This window comes from Rhizobium giardinii bv. giardinii H152 (genome assembly GCF_000379605.1).
GTDB classification, from domain to species: domain Bacteria; phylum Pseudomonadota; class Alphaproteobacteria; order Rhizobiales; family Rhizobiaceae; genus Pararhizobium; species Pararhizobium giardinii.
Genome location: NZ_KB902713.1, coordinates 157,924 through 177,208 on the forward strand (window position 1 = coordinate 157,924; position 19,285 = coordinate 177,208).

Consider the following 19,285-nt stretch of genomic DNA (forward strand, 5'->3'; position numbering starts at 1 on the left):
TGTCTGGTCTGCTGATCCGGCGATAGTTGCGCTGCATGCGCGCGCGCCGCGCGTTCGCTACGAGATCTGACAATGATCCACGAATTGAAGTATTGTGAAAAAGGGGAGAAGAGGCATGAATACTCACACATACACAAACCAGTTGAAGATCGACTTCGATGGTCCTTACCTGATGACCATTGGCGGTCAACTTGTTGACGCGCAGAACACATTCGAGGTTCACAATCCGGCAACCGGCGCCATCGTCGCGAATGCGCCCGAAGCGTCGCGCGATCAGGTGGACGATGCTATCGCGGCGGCAAAGCAGGCCCAGCCCGGCTGGGCCGCCTTAAGCTGGGAGGAACGTCGGAATTACATAACGGCCTATGCGGATGCACTGGAAGCCAACAAGGAAAGCATCATCACGCTGCTGACGACAGAGCAAGGCAAGCCGCGGCATTCCATGGCCACAACCGAGGTGGACTATGCGATCTTCTGGGTGCGTGAGGTTGCCAAGCGCGCACTCCACGAAGAGATCATTGAGGATACTCCAGATCATGTCGTCAAAATCGTGCGTTCGCCGCTCGGCGTCGTCGGTGCGATCACGCCGTGGAACTTCCCGATCTTGCTCGGCCTCTGGAAGCTGGCGCCGTGTCTGATCACCGGCAACACCATTGTTATCAAACCTTCTCCCTTCACCCCGTTGGGTACTCTCCGTTGCGGTGAAATCGCGCAGAAAATCTTCCCGAAGGGCGTCGTCAACGTCGTATCGGGCGGCAACGAACAAGGCGTCTGGCTGACGGATCATCCCTCCGTGTCGAAAATATCGTTCACAGGCTCGACGGCCACGGGCAAGAAAGTCATGGCGGCCGCCGCGCTTTCGAACTTGAAGCGCGTCACGCTAGAGCTCGGCGGAAACGATCCTGCGATCGTCATGCCAGGCACGGACTACAAGACGCTGATACCGACCTTGTTCGATGCGGCCTTCGGCAACTCTGGCCAATGGTGCATCGCGATCAAGCGTCTCTACGTCCATGAGTCTCTCTACAAGGGCTTTCTGAGTGACTTCGTGGAATACGCCTCTGCGAAAGTCGTCGGAAACGGCATGGATCCTAGGACTGATCTAGGGCCGATTCAAAACAGAATGCAGTACAATAAGCTTCTGAACCTGTTCGCAGACGTAAAGTCCAAGGGTTACAAGGTCCCCCTCGGCGGAACGGTTGATGAAAGCCTCCCCGGCAATTTCGTTCCCATCACCATCGTCGACAACCCCCCGCGCGACAGCCGCATCGTTCGTGAAGAACCCTTTGGTCCGATCCTTCCGATCATTTCATGGAGCGATCTCGACGAAGTCATTCAGGACGCTAACAATACCGAGTTTGGTCTGGCGGCATCGGTGTGGGGACCTGATCGTGATGAAGCGATCCGCGTGGCCCATCGCATCGAGGCGGGTACGGTCTGGGTCAACGAAATCCACATTCACGGCATCGACATCCCCTTCGGCGGCCACAAGCAGTCTGGAATGGGAGTCGAAAACGGACGGGAAGGTCTCGAAGAGTTTACCAACGCCAAGACATACATGTTCAGGAAGTGAATTCTCCTCCAGCCGCGCAGGCAAAGAGGGCTTTGACGGGAGGCGACCCAGTTGGCTTCCTCTCGTCTTGGTAAAGCGACAGTCTGGTCACAGGCTATTCAGGTGGCTTGGCGACACACACGATTACTGGCCGACGCGGCGTTATTGACTTAAGAGAAATCAATAGCGGACTTGGGAGGCAGTTGTGGACGTTCGTCAACTAAAATATCTGATCGCGATTGCGGAAAAGCGATCCATCGCGGCAGCTGCCGAAGCGCTCGGCATGGCTCAGCCGTCACTGTCGGTTCAGATGAAGAATCTGGAGCACCGTCTGGGGACCGAACTCTTCGTGCGTTCTCCGCGGGGGGTGACGTTGAACGAAGCGGGGGAAATCCTGCTCCTGCATGCCGGTCAGATCCTCCATGCTGTCGAGGTGGCCACGAACGAGGTCCGCGAGGCCGGACGAAACCCGTCCGGCCCCGTCATTTTCGGGTTTCCTTCGTCCGCCTCGATGGTGCTGTCCGTTCCTTTGGCAGAAACGATCAGGCTCGAATATCCAGACATCAGGCTTCGTGCGGTGGACGCTATGAGCGGGTTCATCAAGGAGTGGCTGGAGGAGGAAACAATTGATCTAGCGCTTCTTTACGAGACGAGCGGGCTGGTTAATGCTGAGGTGAAGACTCTGCTTCATGAGAACCTCTATTTTTATGCCGCGCCGGATCTGTGGCCTTTCGATAGCAGCCTGGCTCAACCGGTGACCCTCTCCAGCATCCAAAACATCGAACTGGTCCTACCCTCGAAATCGCATGGCTTGCGCATGCTGATCGATCAGCACTGCAAGCAGGCTGGTGTCACGCTCAATATCGTCGTGGAGATGGACTCTCTTTCCCAGATCAAGTCGCTCGTTTCCCGGGGCAGCGCGTGCACTATCCTCGCACCTGCCGCAGCCAACGATAGCGAGACGCGTGGAGAATTGATCGGCGCCCCACTGGTGGATCCGGTTATATCGCGACCGGTTTATCTTGTCAGAAACCCGAAACGGATGCGGACAAAGGCATCGGCAGTCGTCGAGAAAGCCACAATCGACGTAGTACGCGAACTGGTCGAACGAAATATTTGGCGCGGAACGCTGGACACCGGTGCTTTGCTCGAAGGGTAATAGCCTCTGCCTATATCGGATATTATCATACTCTAATTGTCGGGTATCCCATTCTTGGTCTAGTTTTCGGTCCTAGGCGGAGGCTTGTGGGTCGAGGGGGAGGTAGCCTCGGGCACATATCTTGGCTTTGAGCACAAGGCTCGAGCGATCGTATCCTCTAGTAATTGCGACATCGGCTGGCGGTAGGCCGAACGTCACGAGCTCGGGCTCGATACAGGCAGCCGCTTCGCCAAAGGCTTTTGCTCTGCACTCGGAAGGCGGAGTCACGCTTGAGAAGATAATTTGATGCGGTTGCCGGCAATGGCTCGCAACGAACCCGGATAGAGAACATGCGTTTAAAAAATAAGACAGCATTGGTGACCGGCGCGGCATCGGGATTCGGCAGAGCTATCGCTCGCCGTTTTGCAACCGAAGGGGCGAACGTCGCGATCGTTGATCTCAACAGTCCGGCAGCTCAGGTCGTTGCGGCGGATATCGGCGATTCGGCGATGGCCGTGAGATGTGACGTATCGAACGGCGATGAAGTTGCCGAAGCGGTTGCAGCAGTGATCGACCGTTTCGGAAAAGTCGACATTGTGGTGAACAATGCAGGTTGGAGTCACAAGAACCAGCCTCTGATGGAGGTGGAGTTCGCAGCATTCAAGCGGGTCTACGAAATTAATGTCGATTCCATATTCCATGCGACAAAGGCGGTTGTTCCGCATTGGCGAACAATCGGCGGCGGTGTGATGATCAACGTGGGGAGCACCGCCGGTATCCGCCCTCGTCCGGGGCTGAGTTGGTACAACAGCTCAAAAGGAGCTGTGAACGCCATGACGAAGACGCTGGCTGTCGAGCTAGCGCCCGATGGAATCAGGGTTTGCGGATTGGCCCCAGTCATGGGCGCAACGGCTCTGCTGGAGACGTTTATGGGCTTGCCGGACACGCCCGAGAACCGATCTAAGTTCCTTGCCTCAATTCCGCTCGGCCGTCTTTGTGAGCCGGAGGACATGGCAAATGCTGCACTATATCTGGCATCCGACGAAGCCTCGTTCATAACCGGCGTCATCTTGGAGGTTGATGGTGGCAGAACAATTTAGAGACCAGGCATCATAACGGCTCAGACGCAGGCGAAGTGTCGAACGTAAGGCTGCGAGCGCAGCTGACCAAGCAAAACACAAGACACAACGGATCTAACACTCTCCAAGGGCGCCCGCGCCTCTGGGTGGGCAGGATATTGCTGTTCGGAACATGAACACAGGACATCTTCGGGAGGTAAATGATGTCGTACTTCAAATCCACACGGGACGGCCAGTTAGAGCGGGCCGTTGTCGACTACAATCGCGGTACATTGAGCCGTCGCGACTTCATGAAAAAAGCCGTGGCGTTGGGTGTCACGGCCGGGCTCGCCGGTGCACTCGCAACGTCGTGGTCGGGTAATGCGATCGCTCAATCAACGAGGACGGCCGCGAAACCTGAGGGAACATACGATTATATTGTTATCGGTTCGGGATCTGCAGGTGCTGCCTGTGCGCATCAGCTTGCAAAGGGCGGCGCAAGTGTATTAGTCCTCGAAGCTGGACGAGCCGACGATCTCGAGGAGGTCCACGATAGTCGATTGTGGGCTGCGGCGCTGGGCACGGACGCAACGAAGTGGTTTGAAACCACCCACCAGAAGTATGCGGACAATCGTACGCATCTCTGGCCGCGCGGGAATGTCCTTGGCGGAACGTCCTGTCTGAATGCCATGATTTTTGCCCGTGGCCATTCCTCCGACTATGATAGTTGGGCCTACGAGGGCAACACCGGCTGGTCGTTCAAAGATGTGCTGCCCCATTTCATGGCGTTGGAGACTTACGAGCCTGGCGGTGAAAATCGCGGGGAAAGCGGCCCCTTATTTGTCTCTCAGCCTGCGGATGGCAGGAAGCATCCGGGCGCTCAGGCGTTCATGAATGCTTGCGCAGATCTTGGATACGTGGAAACGAAGAGCATCAATTCAGACCGCATGTCTGGCCAGGCATGGGTCGATTTCAATATCAAGGATCAACGCCGCCAGTCATCCGCCGTTTCGTTTCTTTATCCAATTCGCGAGCAAAAGAACGTTACAATCCTGGTGGAGGCGCCTGTCATCAAGATTAATTTCACTGGCACCAAGTGCACGGGCGTGACCTACTTGCATGATGAGACGCCCGTGACGGTCAACGTGTCGCGTGAGGTCGTGGTGTCCGCAGGAGCAATTGACACGCCAAAACTGCTCATGCTTTCGGGGATTGGCATCGCCGCTGATCTAAAGTCGCTCGGGATCGAGACGGTTGCCGACCTCCAGGTCGGCGTTGGTCTCCAGGACCATATTCTCGGCGCAGGACCGAACTGGGAAACCAAAGGACCGTTGCCGGTGTCGAACTATAATCATTCCGAAGCTACATGTGGGAGCGCTCCGACAGCCGTTTGGCGGCACCAGATACGACAGTCCTCTATGTCTCGGTTCCCTTCGCCTCGACCGGACACAAGCTCGATTACACGGATGGCTATTGCGTTCTGTCCGGCGTGAACCGTCCTCATTCACGAGGCTGGCTTAAGCTCCGATCGGCAGACGCCATGGATGCACCAATAATTGAAGCCAACTACCTCAAGGAAGAGCAAGACTGGAGAGCGTACAAGTGGTCGACGGAGCTCGCCCGTGAAATCGGCAATAGCGACGCTTACAAGGATGTCCGCAAGCGCGAGGCTCTCGTGCCAGTGAGTGGCAAGCTGAACGATGCGGAGATGCGGCAATATCTCGCCAAGTCGGTGAATACTTTCTTCCATCCAACTTCGACATGCCGCATGGGCGTCGGCGATGGCGCCGTGGTCGATCCTGAATTGCGCGTCTACGGTATTGAGGGCCTGCGCGTCGCCGACGCCTCAATCATGCCGTCCATCACGACATCCAACACAAATTGCCCGTCGATGATGATCGGGTGGAAGTGCGGAGACATGATGGTCAAGTCGGCATAGACCCGAGAGAAGCCGCAGGGACGCGGGGTCTCATGCGGCTTTCCTTCCACAAGGAGATACACTTTGGTGACGAAGTCTGCATGGTCGCGATGGATCGGCCTGGCGATATTATTGGGGTCTGGCCCGGCATTCGCCGGAGATACTGCAAAGGGGGAAAAGTTGTTCAGAAACTGTCTCGCGTGCCATAGGCTCCAAGGCGATGATGGCGCGACGATCCGCAAGGGCGGGCGAGCCGGTCCGAACCTCTTCGAGGTGATCGGTCGCCTTGCCGGAAGCGCACCGAATTATGAATACAGTGATGGACTTCAAGCCCTCCACAAGAGCGGTCAAGTTTGGTCGAAGGAATCCCTTACCGCGTTTGTCGTCAACCCCAACGAGTTCCTGAGCGTGCAGCTCGGGCCAGGTCATACCAGCAAAATGCCCTTCGCGCTCCCCAACGGGGCAGCCGACATCGCGGAATATCTCGCAAACGTGGCAACGACCAGGAAATAAGGCAAGCCGGCGCCGCCGCACCCGCGAAGCATTAACAAACGGAAGTTTGTTCGGATTGGTTATATGGGCGTGCGGGCCGCAATTTTTCCCGTGTGTTTATCAGGCCCAGTCCAGTATCCGGCCGTCTCTATGCTCAAGGAAAAGTGTCGGGGCCTCCGCCATCGGTACGGGTTTGGAAGTGGCGAGATCTTCAGCCATTTTTTGCAAAGCTTCGATATCGAACAGAGGCAGACCGGACCGGCGCAGGTCCTCAACGAGATCTTGTCGCGCGGGATTCACAGCAATCCCGACTTCAGTCACGACTGCATCAATGTGTTCGCCCTGCGTGCAGACAGTCCTCGCGGAGGGTACGATCTTTGCGAAGCCGCCTCCCGTGAGCTCTGTGGTGACGATGCTCAACTTGGCACCCTGGGCGGTATCCGGATGTCCGCCCGGTCCACCAAGAATGCGCCCGTTCGCACCGTTGACGACGTTAACGTTGAAGGCGCAGTCGACCTCCGCTGCGCCTAGCAGCATAACGGTAAGCCCGTTGACGACCGGTGAGGGATGGATTGGGCTTGCATACTCGGCAGCGCTCATCATTCGATGTCTTGCGTGCGAAGCCGACGACGCTACTGCGGCGCTATCAAAACATTGAACGTCCCTGATCTCCTCAAAAAGTCCACTCTTGAGCATCGCGACATGGGCGCCGGTAATCCCCCCTGACATGAAAGATCCACAAACACCGGACTGTGACATTCGTTCTCCAATAATCGGCACTGCGGCTAGCGAACATCCCCCCGCACCGCTTTGGAGTGAAATGCCCTGCTTAAGCATCCCAGAGGCTTCTATGAGATCAGCCGTTAGACTCGCAATCTTTCGAGCAGTTGGTGACAAGGATGGTATTGTCGTGCCCGACGAAATCCCGCTCACTACACCGGGGTTGTCGTATTGCAAAACAGCATCAACGAAATGAGCGGGGATGTCGATGAGCACCAACGGGGCGTTTCTCAGTTCATGAGCGACCACGATCGTGGCGCGCGCGTAAGCGGCATCGACTGCTGCATATCCGAGTGGGCCACAGGCAGCGGCCCCGATCCTGCCGGTCGCGTTTCCGTCACGGGTTGCGACCGAGGCGCCAACGAATGCGACGTCAATTTTGAGCTGATGAGACGAGATCGCTCGCGCTCTACCCCCGTGCGATTGAAGCAGGGCAATGCCCTGGAGCCTGCCCGCGCGGATCACCTCCGCGGCTGGCCCCCGAATATAATCCGTGATGACGTTCGCGACGGTGCCGTCCTCGATTAATGCGGCCAACGGCGCGTGAGTATCAAAAATGGAACTCGCCGCAATTGTCAGCCCCTTGATGCGGCGCCGGCTCGCGATCGAAAGAACAGCGTTCAGCAGCCGGTCCCCCTCGCGATAATGATGGTGGAAGGAGAGTGTCTGACCATGCGTGATGGAGAAAGCATCAAATGCAGCCTCAAGAGTGCGGAGACTTATGCAAGAGTTGCTACGGTCCCTCTGCTTGCCTTCTCTGACGTCGGCATCTGGCTCAGTCACCGGAAAAAGCGCGCCTAGAGGCGATGCGATCGGCCAGCGGATCAGACGTAGTCTTGATGTATTGGGCATGGGTATCTCGCGGTGCTGATAAACTCTGTTTAACCATTCCTCTGCCGCAGCAGCCGTGCCTCTCTTCTTTGAAAGATTCGGCACGTCACTGTGTGCCCGTTTGTCCGGACCAGCCCTTGCCGCCAAAGCCAACGAATGTGGTCCAGCACGTAGCAGTTTGGTAACCGCCACGAAAGAATGGGTATGAAAGGTATAGGAGGAAACTATAGCCGGCCTCAGCATGATGTATTTGCGACGCAGGACAGCAGAACTTAGTTTGAATCCGTAGCAAGGAATTTACTATGGCAAACACCGACCTGATCCTTCCCAAGGCAATGAACCTTATCGGAAACAAGTGGCTTCCCGCCTCCGGTGGGCGGGAGATCGATGTCGTTTCGCCGATCGACGGAGCGATTTTTACGACGATCGCAGACAGCAGCGCTGAGGATGTAGAGCGTGCGATCATGGCGGCCCGTGCAGCGTTCGACGGAGGTGAATGGTCAAAAGCTACTGCCACCGAGCGCGGGCGGTTGTTGCTGGAATTATCGCGCCGGATCCTTTCTGAGAGCGAGTCCCTTGCGCGTCTCGAATCCCGCGACAACGGCAAACCGATCAAGCAGGCTCTGGCCGATATGATCGTCACCGCCCGATATTTCGAGTTTTATGGTTCCGCTGCCGACAAGGTACATGGTGAGGTGATCCCCTTCCTGAATGGCTACAATGTAGAGGTCCATCGCGAGCCGCATGGCGTAACAGGGCATATTATTCCTTGGAACTATCCCGCCCAAATGTTCGGGCGCTCCGTGGCCCCGTCGCTCGCAATGGGCAATGCAACGGTTCTAAAGCCTGCCGAGGATGCTTGCCTTACGGCACTGCGTATCGGCGAGATGGCGGTCGAAGTCGGCTTTCCGGCCGGAGCGGTCAACATCGTCACGGGACGCGGTCTGGTCGCCGGAGCCGCACTGTCCTCGAGCAGGAATATCGACTTCATTGCTTTCACAGGCTCGCCTGAGGTGGGCGTTCAGATCCAGACTATGGCGGCCCGCAATTTTATTGGGTGCACATTAGAGCTTGGCGGTAAATCGCCGCAGATCGTGTTCGACGATGCTAACCTTGATGCGGCACTGCCCGTGCTCGTCAATGCCATCATTCAAAATGGCGGCCAAACCTGTTCAGCCGGTGCGCGAGTGCTGGTGCAGAGGGGCGTGTATGATCAAGTCGCAGTCGAACTCAAAGCTCGCTTCGAAGCGATCCAGGCGTCCGATTCAGGCGAAGATTCAATTCTTGGCCCACTCATTTCCGTTAGGCAGAAAAAGCGGGTGGAAAGCTATATCGCGGAAGCGGATGCCCCGTTGCTGGCGCGTGGCGGAATACGCCCGGGCGTACCGACCGACGGTTACTACGTTGCGCCCGCGCTCTTTGGACCTTGCGACCCATATTCCAGGATCGCTCAAGAAGAGGTCTTCGGACCTGTCTTGTGCATGATTCCTTTTGACGACGAGGCCTCCGCCATCGAAATCGCCAACTGCACGGAATACGGTCTGGTCGCGTCGATTTGGACCGCCGATGGTGGACGTCAGAAACGGGTCGCAAAGAAACTCAAATGCGGGCAAGTCTTCATCAATGGATACGGCGCTGGCGGAGGGGTGGAGCTGCCCTTCGGAGGATATCGAAAATCCGGCCATGGTCGAGAGAAGGGGTTTGCAGCGCTGCACGAATTCTCGACAATCAAAACCATCGTCGATAATCACGGCTAAACTTGTCGTCAGTCGGCTATAAAGCTTTGCGCCCGATGGTGCAGGGCAGGCAAGCAAAACAATATGCCTGCGACTCCCCGTGCCGGTCGTAAAATAAACCTAAGCAATTAACGCGCCCACTGCCTCGGGCCGATTTCATGGATCGAGTTGCCGCGTGAATCCACGCCGACGATAACCGGCATATCGCGCACTTCAATCTGATAAATGGCTTCCATCCCCAGATCTTCGTAGGCGATGACTTTAGCGGCCTTGATGGCCTTTGCAACGAGATAGGCGGCTCCGCCAACCGCGACGAGATAAAGGGCACCATGTTCGCGTATCGCATCTATGGCTACCTGTCCGCGCTCGGCTTTCCCGATCATGATCTTCAATCCGCTAGCGGCAAGCAAAGGGGGTGTGAACATGTCCATGCGCGTTGATGTCGTAGGACCGGCCGGACCTATCACCTCGCCGTCTACAGCATCGACAGGACCGACATAGTAGATCGCGCGGCCAGCGAGATCGACGGGTAGAGGTTGCCCGTTGGAGATTGCCTGAACCATGCGTTTGTGCGCGGCGTCGCGACCGGTGAAAAGCGTCCCCGACAGCAACAGAACCTCGCCCGGTCGAACCTCAGTCAAGACCTCTGCGTCAAGATTGTCGAGATCGATTGGCCGCCCCATCGGTCTGTCGAGGTCGTTGAATTTCGGCCAAAGCGACAATGGTGGTGGGACCAGGCGCGCCGGGCCGGATCCGTCGAGGACGAAATGCACATGACGAGTGGCCGCACAATTCGGTATCAGCGCGACCGGCAGGGACGCGGCATGTGTCGGAAAGGTTTCGACCTTGACGTCGAGAACGGTGACCAATCCGCCTAAGCCTTGCGCGCCGATACCCAGCGCGTTAATTTTGTCAAAGAGTTCGAGCCGCAACGCTTCCTCAGCGGTGGCCGCACCGCGGGCTTTCAATTCGAATATGTCGATCGGATCGTTGAGGACCCGTTTGGCCATCACCATCGCCTTGTCCACAGTCCCTCCCACTCCGATGCCGAGAATTCCCGGAGGACACCAGCCAGCCCCCAGCTTCTTCACAGTTTCGACGACCCAATCGGCCACCGAATCCGAAGGGTTCAGCACCGTGAACCTCGCTTTGTTCTCCGAGCCGCCACCCTTCGCCGAGACAGTTACCGAAACCTCGTCTCCCGCTACCAGTTGGGTTTGGAGCATGGCAGGGGTATTATCCCCTGTGTTTTTGCGCATACCGAGCGGATCGGAAACTATCGATGCTCGAAGAGGATTGGCATTTAAACGGTACGCGCGCCGAGTAGCTTCGTCAGCCATCTCCTGCAACGAGCGCTTCCAGTCGGTTCGCGCCTCGACGCCCACATCGATAAAAATGTTAGCGCTGCCGGTGTCTTGGCACATCGGTCGATGGCCGATCGCCGCCATCCGGGAGTTTACCAGTATCTGCCGGATGGCGTTGCGTGCTGCTGCGCTCGACTCGCCCTCGTACGCTGCTGTCAGTGCCGTGACGAAATCGCCGGGATGATAGTAGGAAATAAATTGTAGCGCGTCCGCAATACTGTCGATCAGATCGGCCTCACGAATGATGTGCACTTCGGAATTCTCCCACTCCGTGCGACTGCGCGCCTTCCGTTGCCATTACAGCTAGGTATTAAGATGCCCGTGGCCCGAACAGTGGCGTCTTGTTTTACAATATCCTGCCGCGCTCCCGGATTGGCATAGAATATAACTATAGGCTCTCAACAATCTGGTTATTTCCACTTGATGTCGGTCTTAGGCATGTTCAGGCAAGTGGAGCCGGAGGAGCGCGCATGTCCTGTGATCTTGAGGGTATTTTGGTAGTCTCGTTGGAGCAGGCGGTGGCAGCCCCCTACCTTTCTGGGAAATTGGCAGAGGCCGGCGCACGCGTCATCAAGGTCGAGCGTCGCGAAGGCGACTTCGCAAGGCACTATGACCATCTCGTCCATGGAGAAAGCGCATACTTTGTATGGCTTAATCGTGGGAAGGAATCGATCGCCCTCGACCTCAGGGAACCTGGCGACAAGATGGTTATGCAGAAAATCATCGACGAGGCGGACGTCTTCATTCAGAATCTGGCGCCAGGCGCAATCGACAGACTCGGTTTTGGAGCGGGCCGGATGCGCGCACGCCGTCCTTCCCTTATCACCGTTTCGATCTCGGGTTACGGTGATGAGGGGCCGTACCGCAACCGAAAGGCCTATGACCTGTTGGTTCAGGCGGAGAGCGGTCTCTCCGCGATCACCGGTAACACTCACGGCTCCGCACGGGTCGGGGTCTCTGTCTGTGACATAGCGTGCGGCATGACGGCGCATCAAGCGGTTCTGCAGGCACTTTACGCTCGGCAGAAATCCGGAGAGGGCAGGCATATCAGCGTTAGCCTGTTCCACTCGCTCGCTGACTGGATGAACGTCCCCTATATGCAATACAATTACGGAGGCGTCTCCCCCGACCGTGCGGGGTTGAGCCATCCGACGATTGCCCCTTATGGTGCGTATGCGGGTGGTGACAAGCGACACGTCCTGTTCTCTATTCAAAACGAGCGTGAGTGGCTCAATTTCTGCGAGCATGTTTTGAACGATGTGGGCGTTGCTAAAGATGTGCGGTTTATGAACAATTCTTCGCGTGTCGCGAACCGCGGGGACCTGGACGCGATCATCAATGATGCAATTTCACGCTACAACCGCGAAGAACTCATCTCGAAGCTTGACCTGGCAGGGATCGCAAATGGTCGAGTGAGTTCCATGGAAGACATTGCTCACCATCCCCAAAACCGTTTCGTCGACGCTGACACGCCGACGGGTCCAGTGCGCCTCTTTGCTCCGGGGGCGACGGTGAACGGGGAGAGCCCTCGGTTTGGCCGTGTCCCTGCGATAGACGAGCACGGCTCAGCAATTCGCGCCGAGTTTTCGGGCGAAAAAGCGATTATAATGACGTAGCCCCGATCTGTATCGGCGAGCTGATCCCGAACTGCGCGTTTCAAGCTTGTGGCACTGCCTCATGTGAGCGACCAGAAAGCTTTGACGCGAACGCCCTATCGACTGCACCCGCAAACGGCCAACTAACCGATCCTGACGCGCGGCCCCTATCCGGACGTGGGCATCACGATCAGACCCCGCATCCGCTTTTCAGAATGCGCTGGCAACCCGATGACAGACTCCCGAGAAGCCGTAGGACATGACAACAAAGCGCTCTCAAAAATTCGATTTCTGCGATGTGCAATTTTATCGGGTGAGACCGCCTTGTCATTGGCGGCCCCACCCCGCGTCGCCTTGGGAGGGCGTGCTTTATACGTAAGACTGTTGACCCTCTGCGAGCGCAACTTCGATTAGATAATGTCCGTTCTTCGTCGTCCTGCTCGGATACATCTTCGTCATCTCAGGCTCATGCGGTGTCAGAACTCTCTCGATTTCAAAGTTGACGGTTTTCAGGATTTCGTGTGTCGCGAAAAGCAGATTCGTCTGGCTACCGAAAGCAAGGCCGACCGGAAGGTAGAGGGGATCCTCCCGATTGCCGCCATGCATGTTGTCGTGGCGGTACAAAAGATCGCCCGCGTAGGTGTAGACGTCGTCGCTCGATATCTTGCCGTCATTGCGGATGATGACATACTGCGAAGCAGCGGTGTGGGTATCGCGGGCGACCCTCACATCAATCCCCGGGAAAAGGTTGTCGACGTTGCCGTCGATTCCACGCATACGCCCCTCGCGGGCCAACTGGACGGCGTAGAGCATATCTCCGGTGTCTGTCGCGGTCAGCAGCCACCGGAAGCGGCGATCCAGCAGCATGATAGACACCCAAGCGGCGAGTTCATCTTGCTGGATATGGAACGTAGCGTTGGGAAAAAGCTCCATACCACCCATGTGGTCGAAATGCGCGTGCGTCAGGATGACGTCTGTGACTAGCTCGGGGGAGCATCCGACTTCGTTGAGGATGTCCTCGGGCGGAAACCAGTTCTGGACGTTGAAGCGGTCCATAAACTCCTTCCCATGGGACGTGTAGTTGACGCCGCAGTCCAGGAGGATCGTCTTCCCGTGGCCCCTGAGAAGCGTGTAGCAGTAGGGAAGTTTTTCCGTACCCAAGTTATGGCGGCCATAAACAAGCGAGCTGGTCGGCGCGTCAGGCACCCAGGCGAATTCGAGCATCCAGATAGAGTAGTCTGACAAAGTATCCTCCCGATCCCAATTCAATTTGCAGTTTGATGAAGCGCGCAGCAAGAATGCTCAAAATCGACGACTTCGAATCCCGGCAGGCATTTGGAGGCGCTTCTGAGTTCCTCCCAGGCGGTCCGCAGCGGAGGGAGTGGGTCGCGGGCACCTACTGCTCCTGATAACGTCGCGTCGATGTCCTTCATCGCGATGGCGAGAAAACCTCCTGCCTTGCCAAGATGGCGGTGGAAATGCCGTGATCGAGGCGTGGGAGAGAGGCCCCGGAATTCCTCGATCCCGGTCCTCAACAGCGTGGTTGCAGCCTGATGGACGCCGATGTCGAGTACGTGCCGGGACTTCGTGACGGCCAGCAGGACAAGCAGGCCCGCCATGCGGTTGGCCGCGCCATGAAGATTCTCGAAGCACGGCTGCGCCGAGAGTGAATAAGAGGCTGTAGTCTCGTCCAGAACCTCGACAACCCGCATCGAGATGGTATTTCTCGGTGTCCCCGCAGTCCTCATGCCGCGTGCTCCGCGCGGGTCACTATCGCGGCTAACTTTCTGCCCAGAATGAGATCGGCCGCCTTCTCCGCGATCATCAGAGTGGAAGCATTCGTATTGGCCGATGGCATTGAGGGCATGATCGAGGCATCGCAGACCCGGAGGCCCGCCACCCCGTGGACACGAAGCTCAGCATCGACGACTGTTCCTGGAGAGGAGCGGGGACCCATTCGTGCGGTCCCGATCATGTGATAGACAGTCGTCCCCTTCTGACGCGCGAAATCCAGCAACTCGTCATCGCTTTCGAAATTGGGTGTCGGGGATGTCTCCGCTTCGATGTAGCGATCGAGCGCCTGGGAGCGGAACAGTCGCCGGGCCAGCCGCATTCCTCCGATCAGCGCGTTCTGGTCGGTCTTGTGCGTGAGATAGTTGGGCTGGATCGCGGGAGATTCGAATACGTCTGAAGACTTGACGTGACAAGAGCCCAAGCTTTCTGGGCGCTCCTGCCATATTCCAAGGGTTAGCCCGGGATGTTTGTCCAGAAGCCCGACGACGCCTTCGCGGAAGCTCGCCGGAGCGCAGGCGAACTCAAGGTCGGGGCGCGGGAGTGCAGGATCGGATTTCCAGAAGATGTGGACGAGCGAGGGGCTGACGGCGAGGATGCTTGGTCTACCGAGCGCCCACCGAGCGATCTGGCCGAGCAGGGCGGGTCCTTGAGCGACGTCGTTGATTGTCTTCGAGCCTTTGACCTTGGCAACCATGCGGACCGCGTAGTGGTCGCGGAGATTGTTTCCTACGCCCGCCAAATCATGAAAAATCTCGATCCCGGCGCGGCTGAGGACGTTAGCCGGTCCGATGCCTGAAAGCTGGAGAAGCTTTGGAGTGTTCAGCGCGCCTGCGGTTAGAATGATCTCCCGCGAAGCGCGGACCTCCCGTCGTGAGCCGCCCGGCCCCCCCAGCACATACGTGATCCCGACAGCCTTATTGCCTTCGAAGAGAACCGATGTCGCGTGGCAGTTTGTGCGGACATCGACATTGTTGCGTTTGATTGCCTTGCTGAGGAAGGCCCTTGCCGAACTGTGACGGAACCCCTTGTAGATCGTTCTTTGGAAGAACCCCACGCCGTCCTGCTCTGCTCCGTTGTAATCTGGATTTCGGGGAATTCCCAACTCGACGGCGGCGTCGATCAGCGCATCGCTCACTGGATGGTGCCAGTCGAGATCGGTGATCGGTAGTTCGCCCTCACGACCGCGATAGCGATCGTCGGCGTCGCCTATACGCCTTTCCGATCGCTTGAAATATGGGAGGATCTCGTTGTAGCTCCACCCTGGGTTTCCTTCAGCCGACCAGTTGTCGTAGTCGATCGCTTGGCCTCTCACATAGTTGAGGCCGTTGATGGAGCTCGATCCTCCAAGCACGCGCCCTTGCGGGAGAGAGAAACTGCGATTGTTGGTGCCCGGATTCGGCTCGGACATGAAGTTCCAGGTCAGCTTCTTGCTGGAGATGTTCTTGATGTAACCGGCGGGGATATGGATCATCGGATTGATGTCCTTAGGGCCTGCCTCTAGCAGACAAACCTTGAAGCCAGCTTGGCTCAGACGATTCGTGATGACGCATCCCGACGTTCCGCCTCCAATGACGACGAAGTCGAACGTCTCGATTTCTTCTCGCGCGTTTGCCATCACTCCTCCAAGTGCAAAGGCATCCTCGTGTCCGCAGACTGCCCGGTCCCTGTCAGTCGTTCATAGAAGATTGAAGCATCAATGCTTCATGCGGAGGATGGGCTTGATGACCTTCCCGCTTTCGGAGTCGGCCATCGCCTGGTTGATATCGTCCAGTTCATAGAACTGCACGAGCTTGTCGAATGGGAAGCGGCCCTGTTGCCAGTATTCGATCAATTGCGGCACGAACTCCGACGGAACGCTCTGGCCCTCCACGACACCGACCAGCGTGCGCCCGAACAGGAAGCTGCCGATGTCGATAACGCCTTCGGTTCCGAGGGCCGAAGACCCTACCAGGCCGCACGTTCCCGGCGTGCCAAGGCAATCGACGGCCTGTCGGAACACCCGCGGAGAACTTGTGCATTCGAGGCTGAAGTCCACGCCGGCGGGGACGATCTCTCTGATGGCCTTGACGCTATCCAACTTGCGCGCGTTTACGGTGTGGGTCGCGCCGAGTTCGATGGCGAGTTCAAGCCGTTCGTCGTTGAGGTCGATGACGATGATCTTAGTGCACCCAGCGATCTTGGCGGCCATGGCCGCTGCCATGCCGACTGCTCCCGCGCCAAAGATAGCGATTGATGACCCCTTCTGCGGTTTCAGGCAGTTCAGCACTGCGCCCGCACCTGTTTGAAGACCGCAACCCAGTGGGCCAATCAGCTCGAGTGGAACATCCCGCGAAATCTTCACGGCGTTCCGCTCGGAAGCGATAGCGTAGGTTGCAAAAGAGGACTGCTCGAAAAAACAGCCGCTAATTTGGGTGCCATGCGCATCATGGATCGGGCAGGTGCCGTCTGGGCGTGAGCCGCGAAAATTCCTGCCAAAGAAATCCTCGCAATAGTATGGCGTACCACTCGAACATTTCTCGCACTTACCGCAATAGGCGTAGCTCAAGGCCACATGGTCACCGGGGACAAGACCCTTGACGCCACTGCCCACCGCTTCGACGATGCCCGCACCTTCGTGGCCGAGAACGACGGGCTGCGGCACGTCGTACCCTTGATCTCGAACCACCATGTCGGTGTGGCATACTCCAGATGCGACGATGCGCACGAGGATTTCGTCTGCCCGTGGCTCCTCGATGCCTATGCATTCTAAGACCAGAGGTTTCGATTTCTCCCGCGAAATCGCGGCATATGCTTGTTTCATTAAATTGCTCCTCCAATGCGCCTTGGACGCAAATCCAGGAAAGCCTAGGATATGTTCAGACAATCAGTCAATCAATTTGTTGCCTGGATAGCGCACAACGCTTTGCCAATCATAGGAACCGCGTGAAGTTCACTGAATTGAAGGATTCGCGAGGCACCTGCGATTGGAACCTCATTAAATTTAACAGATTGACTGACGAAAATAAGGTTTTGACTCGTAAAGTCATGGCCCCACCTTTCTCCCTTGGTCAATCCGGTTAGTTCACCGTAGTCACGCTCGTTGAGAGCGTCGCTCCGCACCGGCGTGCCCGCGTGTCGTTGGCTTCCGACAAAATTATCCGGCATGTCTCCACGGCGCGGCTCAGGTTTGAGCTGAGCGCTTTATCGAAACGCAGGCCATAGCATCGTGCCGGCTAACGAGTTCCCTCCAGACCACGGCGGCAACGGGCTTGTCTTCCCAGCCCGTTCCGTTCGTTGCCGGAACTCTGCCTGTGACGGACGACAACAAGTGTAGGCAAGTACTTTACAAACAAACACAAGAACTTACTTTGGTCCGATTGACTGCGTCGAGACGTAAAATTACAGAGCAAGCGTCATGATATCAATCTCTTCTCTGCGCTCTTGGCTCGTCAACCTCTTGGATAGAATGGTCGCCTGTCAAAAGATGCAACACGCTTGGCAGATTGCTGATTTTTACGCGCTCAGCGAAAGCTCTAACTGAGGATACGCCATTCTTTTTCATGCCTCACCAGCCCCGTTTTTCGGGCGGTACGGCGGGAATCGCTCGAAACCTCACTTCCATGAACCTTGGCGGCGAGGCGCGATCCCGCCTGTTGCCTAACGAGGCGTTCATTACTGAGGAAACGGTGGCCGCGTTGTCTTATTGCTGTATCGAACCAGGAAGAGACAAAAAGAACTGTTAAATCAATGTGATAAACACAGAAAAAGCGTCGAAAACCTCGATTCAAGATAATTTATTGACAGATTGTCTGCTTATTCATAATGATGCGACCTGCCGTTTAGGGGAGAATTCGGCGACGGCTGGAGGATAACGGCGCTCCAGGTCGCAGACAAAATGGCCGCGTTGGGTGGCAAGAGGAGGAGAATTTCGATGAAAAGACGTACATTCCTACAGACGGGCAGTGCCTTGATTGCAGCTGGCGCGTTCGGAATACCGGGCATCCTGCGGGCAGAGGATGCGATCGCCCTGCTACCCGACACCTGGCCGTCCGAAGGGGAAAACCCCGTCGTCGAAGCTGGTAAGTTTGCCAAGGCAGGTCCCTGGAAGATCGGTCACAGCCATTATGGCCTGGCCGGTTCAACGCACACCTATCAAACCGCATTCGAGGCCGAATACGAGATCAGCAGGAACAAGGCCCGTGTCGCCGACTATCAATTCCGTAGCGCCGACCTCAACGCCTCAAAACAGGTCGCCGACATCGAAGATCTGATCGCACAAAAAGTAGATGCAATCATCATTGCGCCGCTTACGACAGGCTCGGCCGTGGAAGGCATCAGGAAGGCAAAGGCCGCCGGCATTCCGACGGTCGTCTATCTCGGTCGCGTCGATACCGACGAATTCACGGTGCAGGTTCAGGGCGACGACTTCTACTTCGGCCGGGTGATGGCGCAGTTTCTGGTCGATAAGCTCGGCAACCAGGGCAAGGTGTGGGTGTTGCGCGGCGTCGCCGGACATCCGATCGATGCTGATCGTTACGCCGGGGCGATGGAAGTCTTCAGCAAGTCCGGTCTCCAAATCACCTCAACCCAGCACGGCAGCTGGTCCTACGAGGACTCAAAGAAGATAGCGGAAAGCCTCTATCTCTCTGATCCCGATGTCGCCGGGGTCTGGACTGACGGCGCAAATATGTCGCTCGGGGTCCTGGACGCGCTGCAGGAAGCCGGGGCTTCCACCATTCCACCGATCACGGGAGAGGCCCTGAACGGTTGGATGCGTCGTTGGAATGACGAAAAGCTCTCTTCGATTGGGCCCATTTGCCCTCCGGCTCTTTCGACGGCAGCCCTGCGTGCGTCCTTCGCGCTTCTCGAGGGCAAGCCGATCCAGCGCAATTGGACCAACCGGCCCAAGCCGATCGTCGACGACAATCTTGCACAGTTTTACCGCTCCGATCTCACGGACGCTTACTGGGCCCCGACAGAAATGCCGAATGAGAAGCTCCTCGAGTACTTCAAGGCCTGACGCATGGAGGGCGCGGACAAAGCGCGCC

General features: G+C 57.0%; 15 protein-coding genes. 9 read left to right on the plus strand and 6 right to left on the minus strand.

Going from position 1 to position 19,285, the window contains the following annotated elements; genetic code table 11:
- The first annotated feature begins 142 nt into the window (after window positions 1-142).
- The 6 genes from A3AY_RS0127415 (at window position 143) to A3AY_RS0127435 (ending at window position 6,179) form a co-directional block, all read left to right on the plus strand.
- Entirely contained in the window at window positions 143-1,573 is a 1,431-nt protein-coding gene (locus A3AY_RS0127415; protein WP_026203889.1) for an aldehyde dehydrogenase family protein, read from the plus strand.
- Between the two features lie 184 nt (window positions 1,574-1,757).
- Complete coding sequence (locus tag A3AY_RS0127420) at window positions 1,758-2,711, plus strand: LysR family transcriptional regulator (RefSeq protein WP_018328876.1); 954 nt, start codon at window positions 1,758-1,760, stop codon at window positions 2,709-2,711.
- A gap of 329 nt (window positions 2,712-3,040) precedes the next feature.
- Entirely contained in the window at window positions 3,041-3,790 is a 750-nt protein-coding gene (locus A3AY_RS0127425) for an SDR family oxidoreductase (protein WP_026203890.1), read from the plus strand.
- 182 nt (window positions 3,791-3,972) lie between these two features.
- On the plus strand, window positions 3,973-5,241 hold the full coding sequence (locus A3AY_RS36295) for a GMC family oxidoreductase (protein WP_210163032.1): 1,269 nt from the start codon (window positions 3,973-3,975) through the stop codon (window positions 5,239-5,241).
- Window positions 5,238-5,687 carry a GMC oxidoreductase gene (locus A3AY_RS40195; protein WP_210163033.1) on the plus strand — a complete coding sequence of 150 codons (450 nt, stop codon included), beginning with the start codon at window positions 5,238-5,240 and terminating at the stop codon, window positions 5,685-5,687. Before A3AY_RS36295 ends, A3AY_RS40195 begins: the two co-directional genes overlap by 4 nt.
- A 66-nt stretch (window positions 5,688-5,753) precedes the next feature.
- Complete coding sequence (locus A3AY_RS0127435; protein ID WP_210163034.1) at window positions 5,754-6,179, plus strand: c-type cytochrome; 426 nt, start codon at window positions 5,754-5,756, stop codon at window positions 6,177-6,179.
- A 99-nt stretch (window positions 6,180-6,278) separates the two neighbouring features.
- Here A3AY_RS0127435 and A3AY_RS0127440 read toward each other — a convergent pair whose 3' ends face one another.
- Complete coding sequence (locus A3AY_RS0127440; protein ID WP_018328880.1) at window positions 6,279-7,790, minus strand: citrate lyase subunit alpha; 1,512 nt, start codon at window positions 7,788-7,790, stop codon at window positions 6,279-6,281.
- 281 nt (window positions 7,791-8,071) lie between these two features.
- Between A3AY_RS0127440 and A3AY_RS0127445 the strand changes: the two genes are divergently transcribed.
- On the plus strand, window positions 8,072-9,526 hold the full coding sequence (locus tag A3AY_RS0127445; RefSeq protein WP_018328881.1) for an aldehyde dehydrogenase family protein: 1,455 nt from the start codon (window positions 8,072-8,074) through the stop codon (window positions 9,524-9,526).
- Window positions 9,527-9,633: 107 nt separating this feature from the next.
- Here the strand turns inward: A3AY_RS0127445 and A3AY_RS0127450 are convergent, their stop codons facing one another.
- Window positions 9,634-11,121, minus strand: coding sequence for a fumarate hydratase (locus A3AY_RS0127450; RefSeq protein ID WP_018328882.1), 1,488 nt, complete (start codon window positions 11,119-11,121; stop codon window positions 9,634-9,636).
- Window positions 11,122-11,339: 218 nt separating this feature from the next.
- On the opposite strand from A3AY_RS0127450, the gene A3AY_RS0127455 reads away from it, so the two are divergent.
- Window positions 11,340-12,485, plus strand: coding sequence for a CaiB/BaiF CoA transferase family protein (locus A3AY_RS0127455; RefSeq protein ID WP_018328883.1), 1,146 nt, complete (start codon window positions 11,340-11,342; stop codon window positions 12,483-12,485).
- A gap of 348 nt (window positions 12,486-12,833) precedes the next feature.
- On the opposite strand, the gene A3AY_RS0127460 is transcribed toward A3AY_RS0127455, so the two are convergent.
- The 4 genes from A3AY_RS0127460 to A3AY_RS0127475 all read right to left on the minus strand — a co-directional run bounded on the left by A3AY_RS0127460 (window position 12,834) and on the right by A3AY_RS0127475 (window position 17,058).
- Window positions 12,834-13,709, minus strand: coding sequence for an MBL fold metallo-hydrolase (locus A3AY_RS0127460; protein ID WP_026203892.1), 876 nt, complete (start codon window positions 13,707-13,709; stop codon window positions 12,834-12,836).
- Between the two features lie 20 nt (window positions 13,710-13,729).
- Window positions 13,730-14,176 carry a hypothetical protein gene (locus tag A3AY_RS0127465; protein ID WP_018328885.1) on the minus strand — a complete coding sequence of 149 codons (447 nt, stop codon included), beginning with the start codon at window positions 14,174-14,176 and terminating at the stop codon, window positions 13,730-13,732.
- Window positions 14,177-14,208: 32 nt separating this feature from the next.
- Window positions 14,209-15,873 carry a GMC family oxidoreductase gene (locus A3AY_RS0127470; RefSeq protein WP_018328886.1) on the minus strand — a complete coding sequence of 555 codons (1,665 nt, stop codon included), beginning with the start codon at window positions 15,871-15,873 and terminating at the stop codon, window positions 14,209-14,211.
- Window positions 15,874-15,951: 78 nt separating this feature from the next.
- The gene (locus tag A3AY_RS0127475) at window positions 15,952-17,058 is read right to left on the minus strand and encodes an NAD(P)-dependent alcohol dehydrogenase (RefSeq protein ID WP_026203893.1); all 1,107 of its coding nucleotides are present in this window, start codon (window positions 17,056-17,058) and stop codon (window positions 15,952-15,954) included.
- A 1,110-nt stretch (window positions 17,059-18,168) separates the two neighbouring features.
- On the opposite strand from A3AY_RS0127475, the gene A3AY_RS0127480 reads away from it, so the two are divergent.
- Window positions 18,169-19,257, plus strand: a complete 1,089-nt coding sequence (locus tag A3AY_RS0127480; protein WP_018328889.1) for an ABC transporter substrate-binding protein — start codon at window positions 18,169-18,171, stop codon at window positions 19,255-19,257.
- Window positions 19,258-19,285: the final 28 nt, after the last annotated feature.

Coding starts and splice junctions, on each gene's coding strand:
- A3AY_RS36295 (WP_210163032.1), top strand. CDS start 3,973: ATGTCGTACTTCAAATCCACACGGGACGGCCAGTTAGAGCGGGCCGTT.
- A3AY_RS0127440 (WP_018328880.1), bottom strand. CDS start 7,790: ATGCCCAATACATCAAGACTACGTCTGATCCGCTGGCCGATCGCATCG.
- A3AY_RS0127455 (WP_018328883.1), top strand. CDS start 11,340: ATGTCCTGTGATCTTGAGGGTATTTTGGTAGTCTCGTTGGAGCAGGCG.
- A3AY_RS0127425 (WP_026203890.1), top strand. CDS start 3,041: ATGCGTTTAAAAAATAAGACAGCATTGGTGACCGGCGCGGCATCGGGA.
- A3AY_RS0127480 (WP_018328889.1), top strand. CDS start 18,169: ATGAAAAGACGTACATTCCTACAGACGGGCAGTGCCTTGATTGCAGCT.
- A3AY_RS0127465 (WP_018328885.1), bottom strand. CDS start 14,176: ATGCGGGTTGTCGAGGTTCTGGACGAGACTACAGCCTCTTATTCACTC.
- A3AY_RS0127475 (WP_026203893.1), bottom strand. CDS start 17,058: ATGAAACAAGCATATGCCGCGATTTCGCGGGAGAAATCGAAACCTCTG.
- A3AY_RS0127445 (WP_018328881.1), top strand. CDS start 8,072: ATGGCAAACACCGACCTGATCCTTCCCAAGGCAATGAACCTTATCGGA.
- A3AY_RS0127470 (WP_018328886.1), bottom strand. CDS start 15,873: ATGGCAAACGCGCGAGAAGAAATCGAGACGTTCGACTTCGTCGTCATT.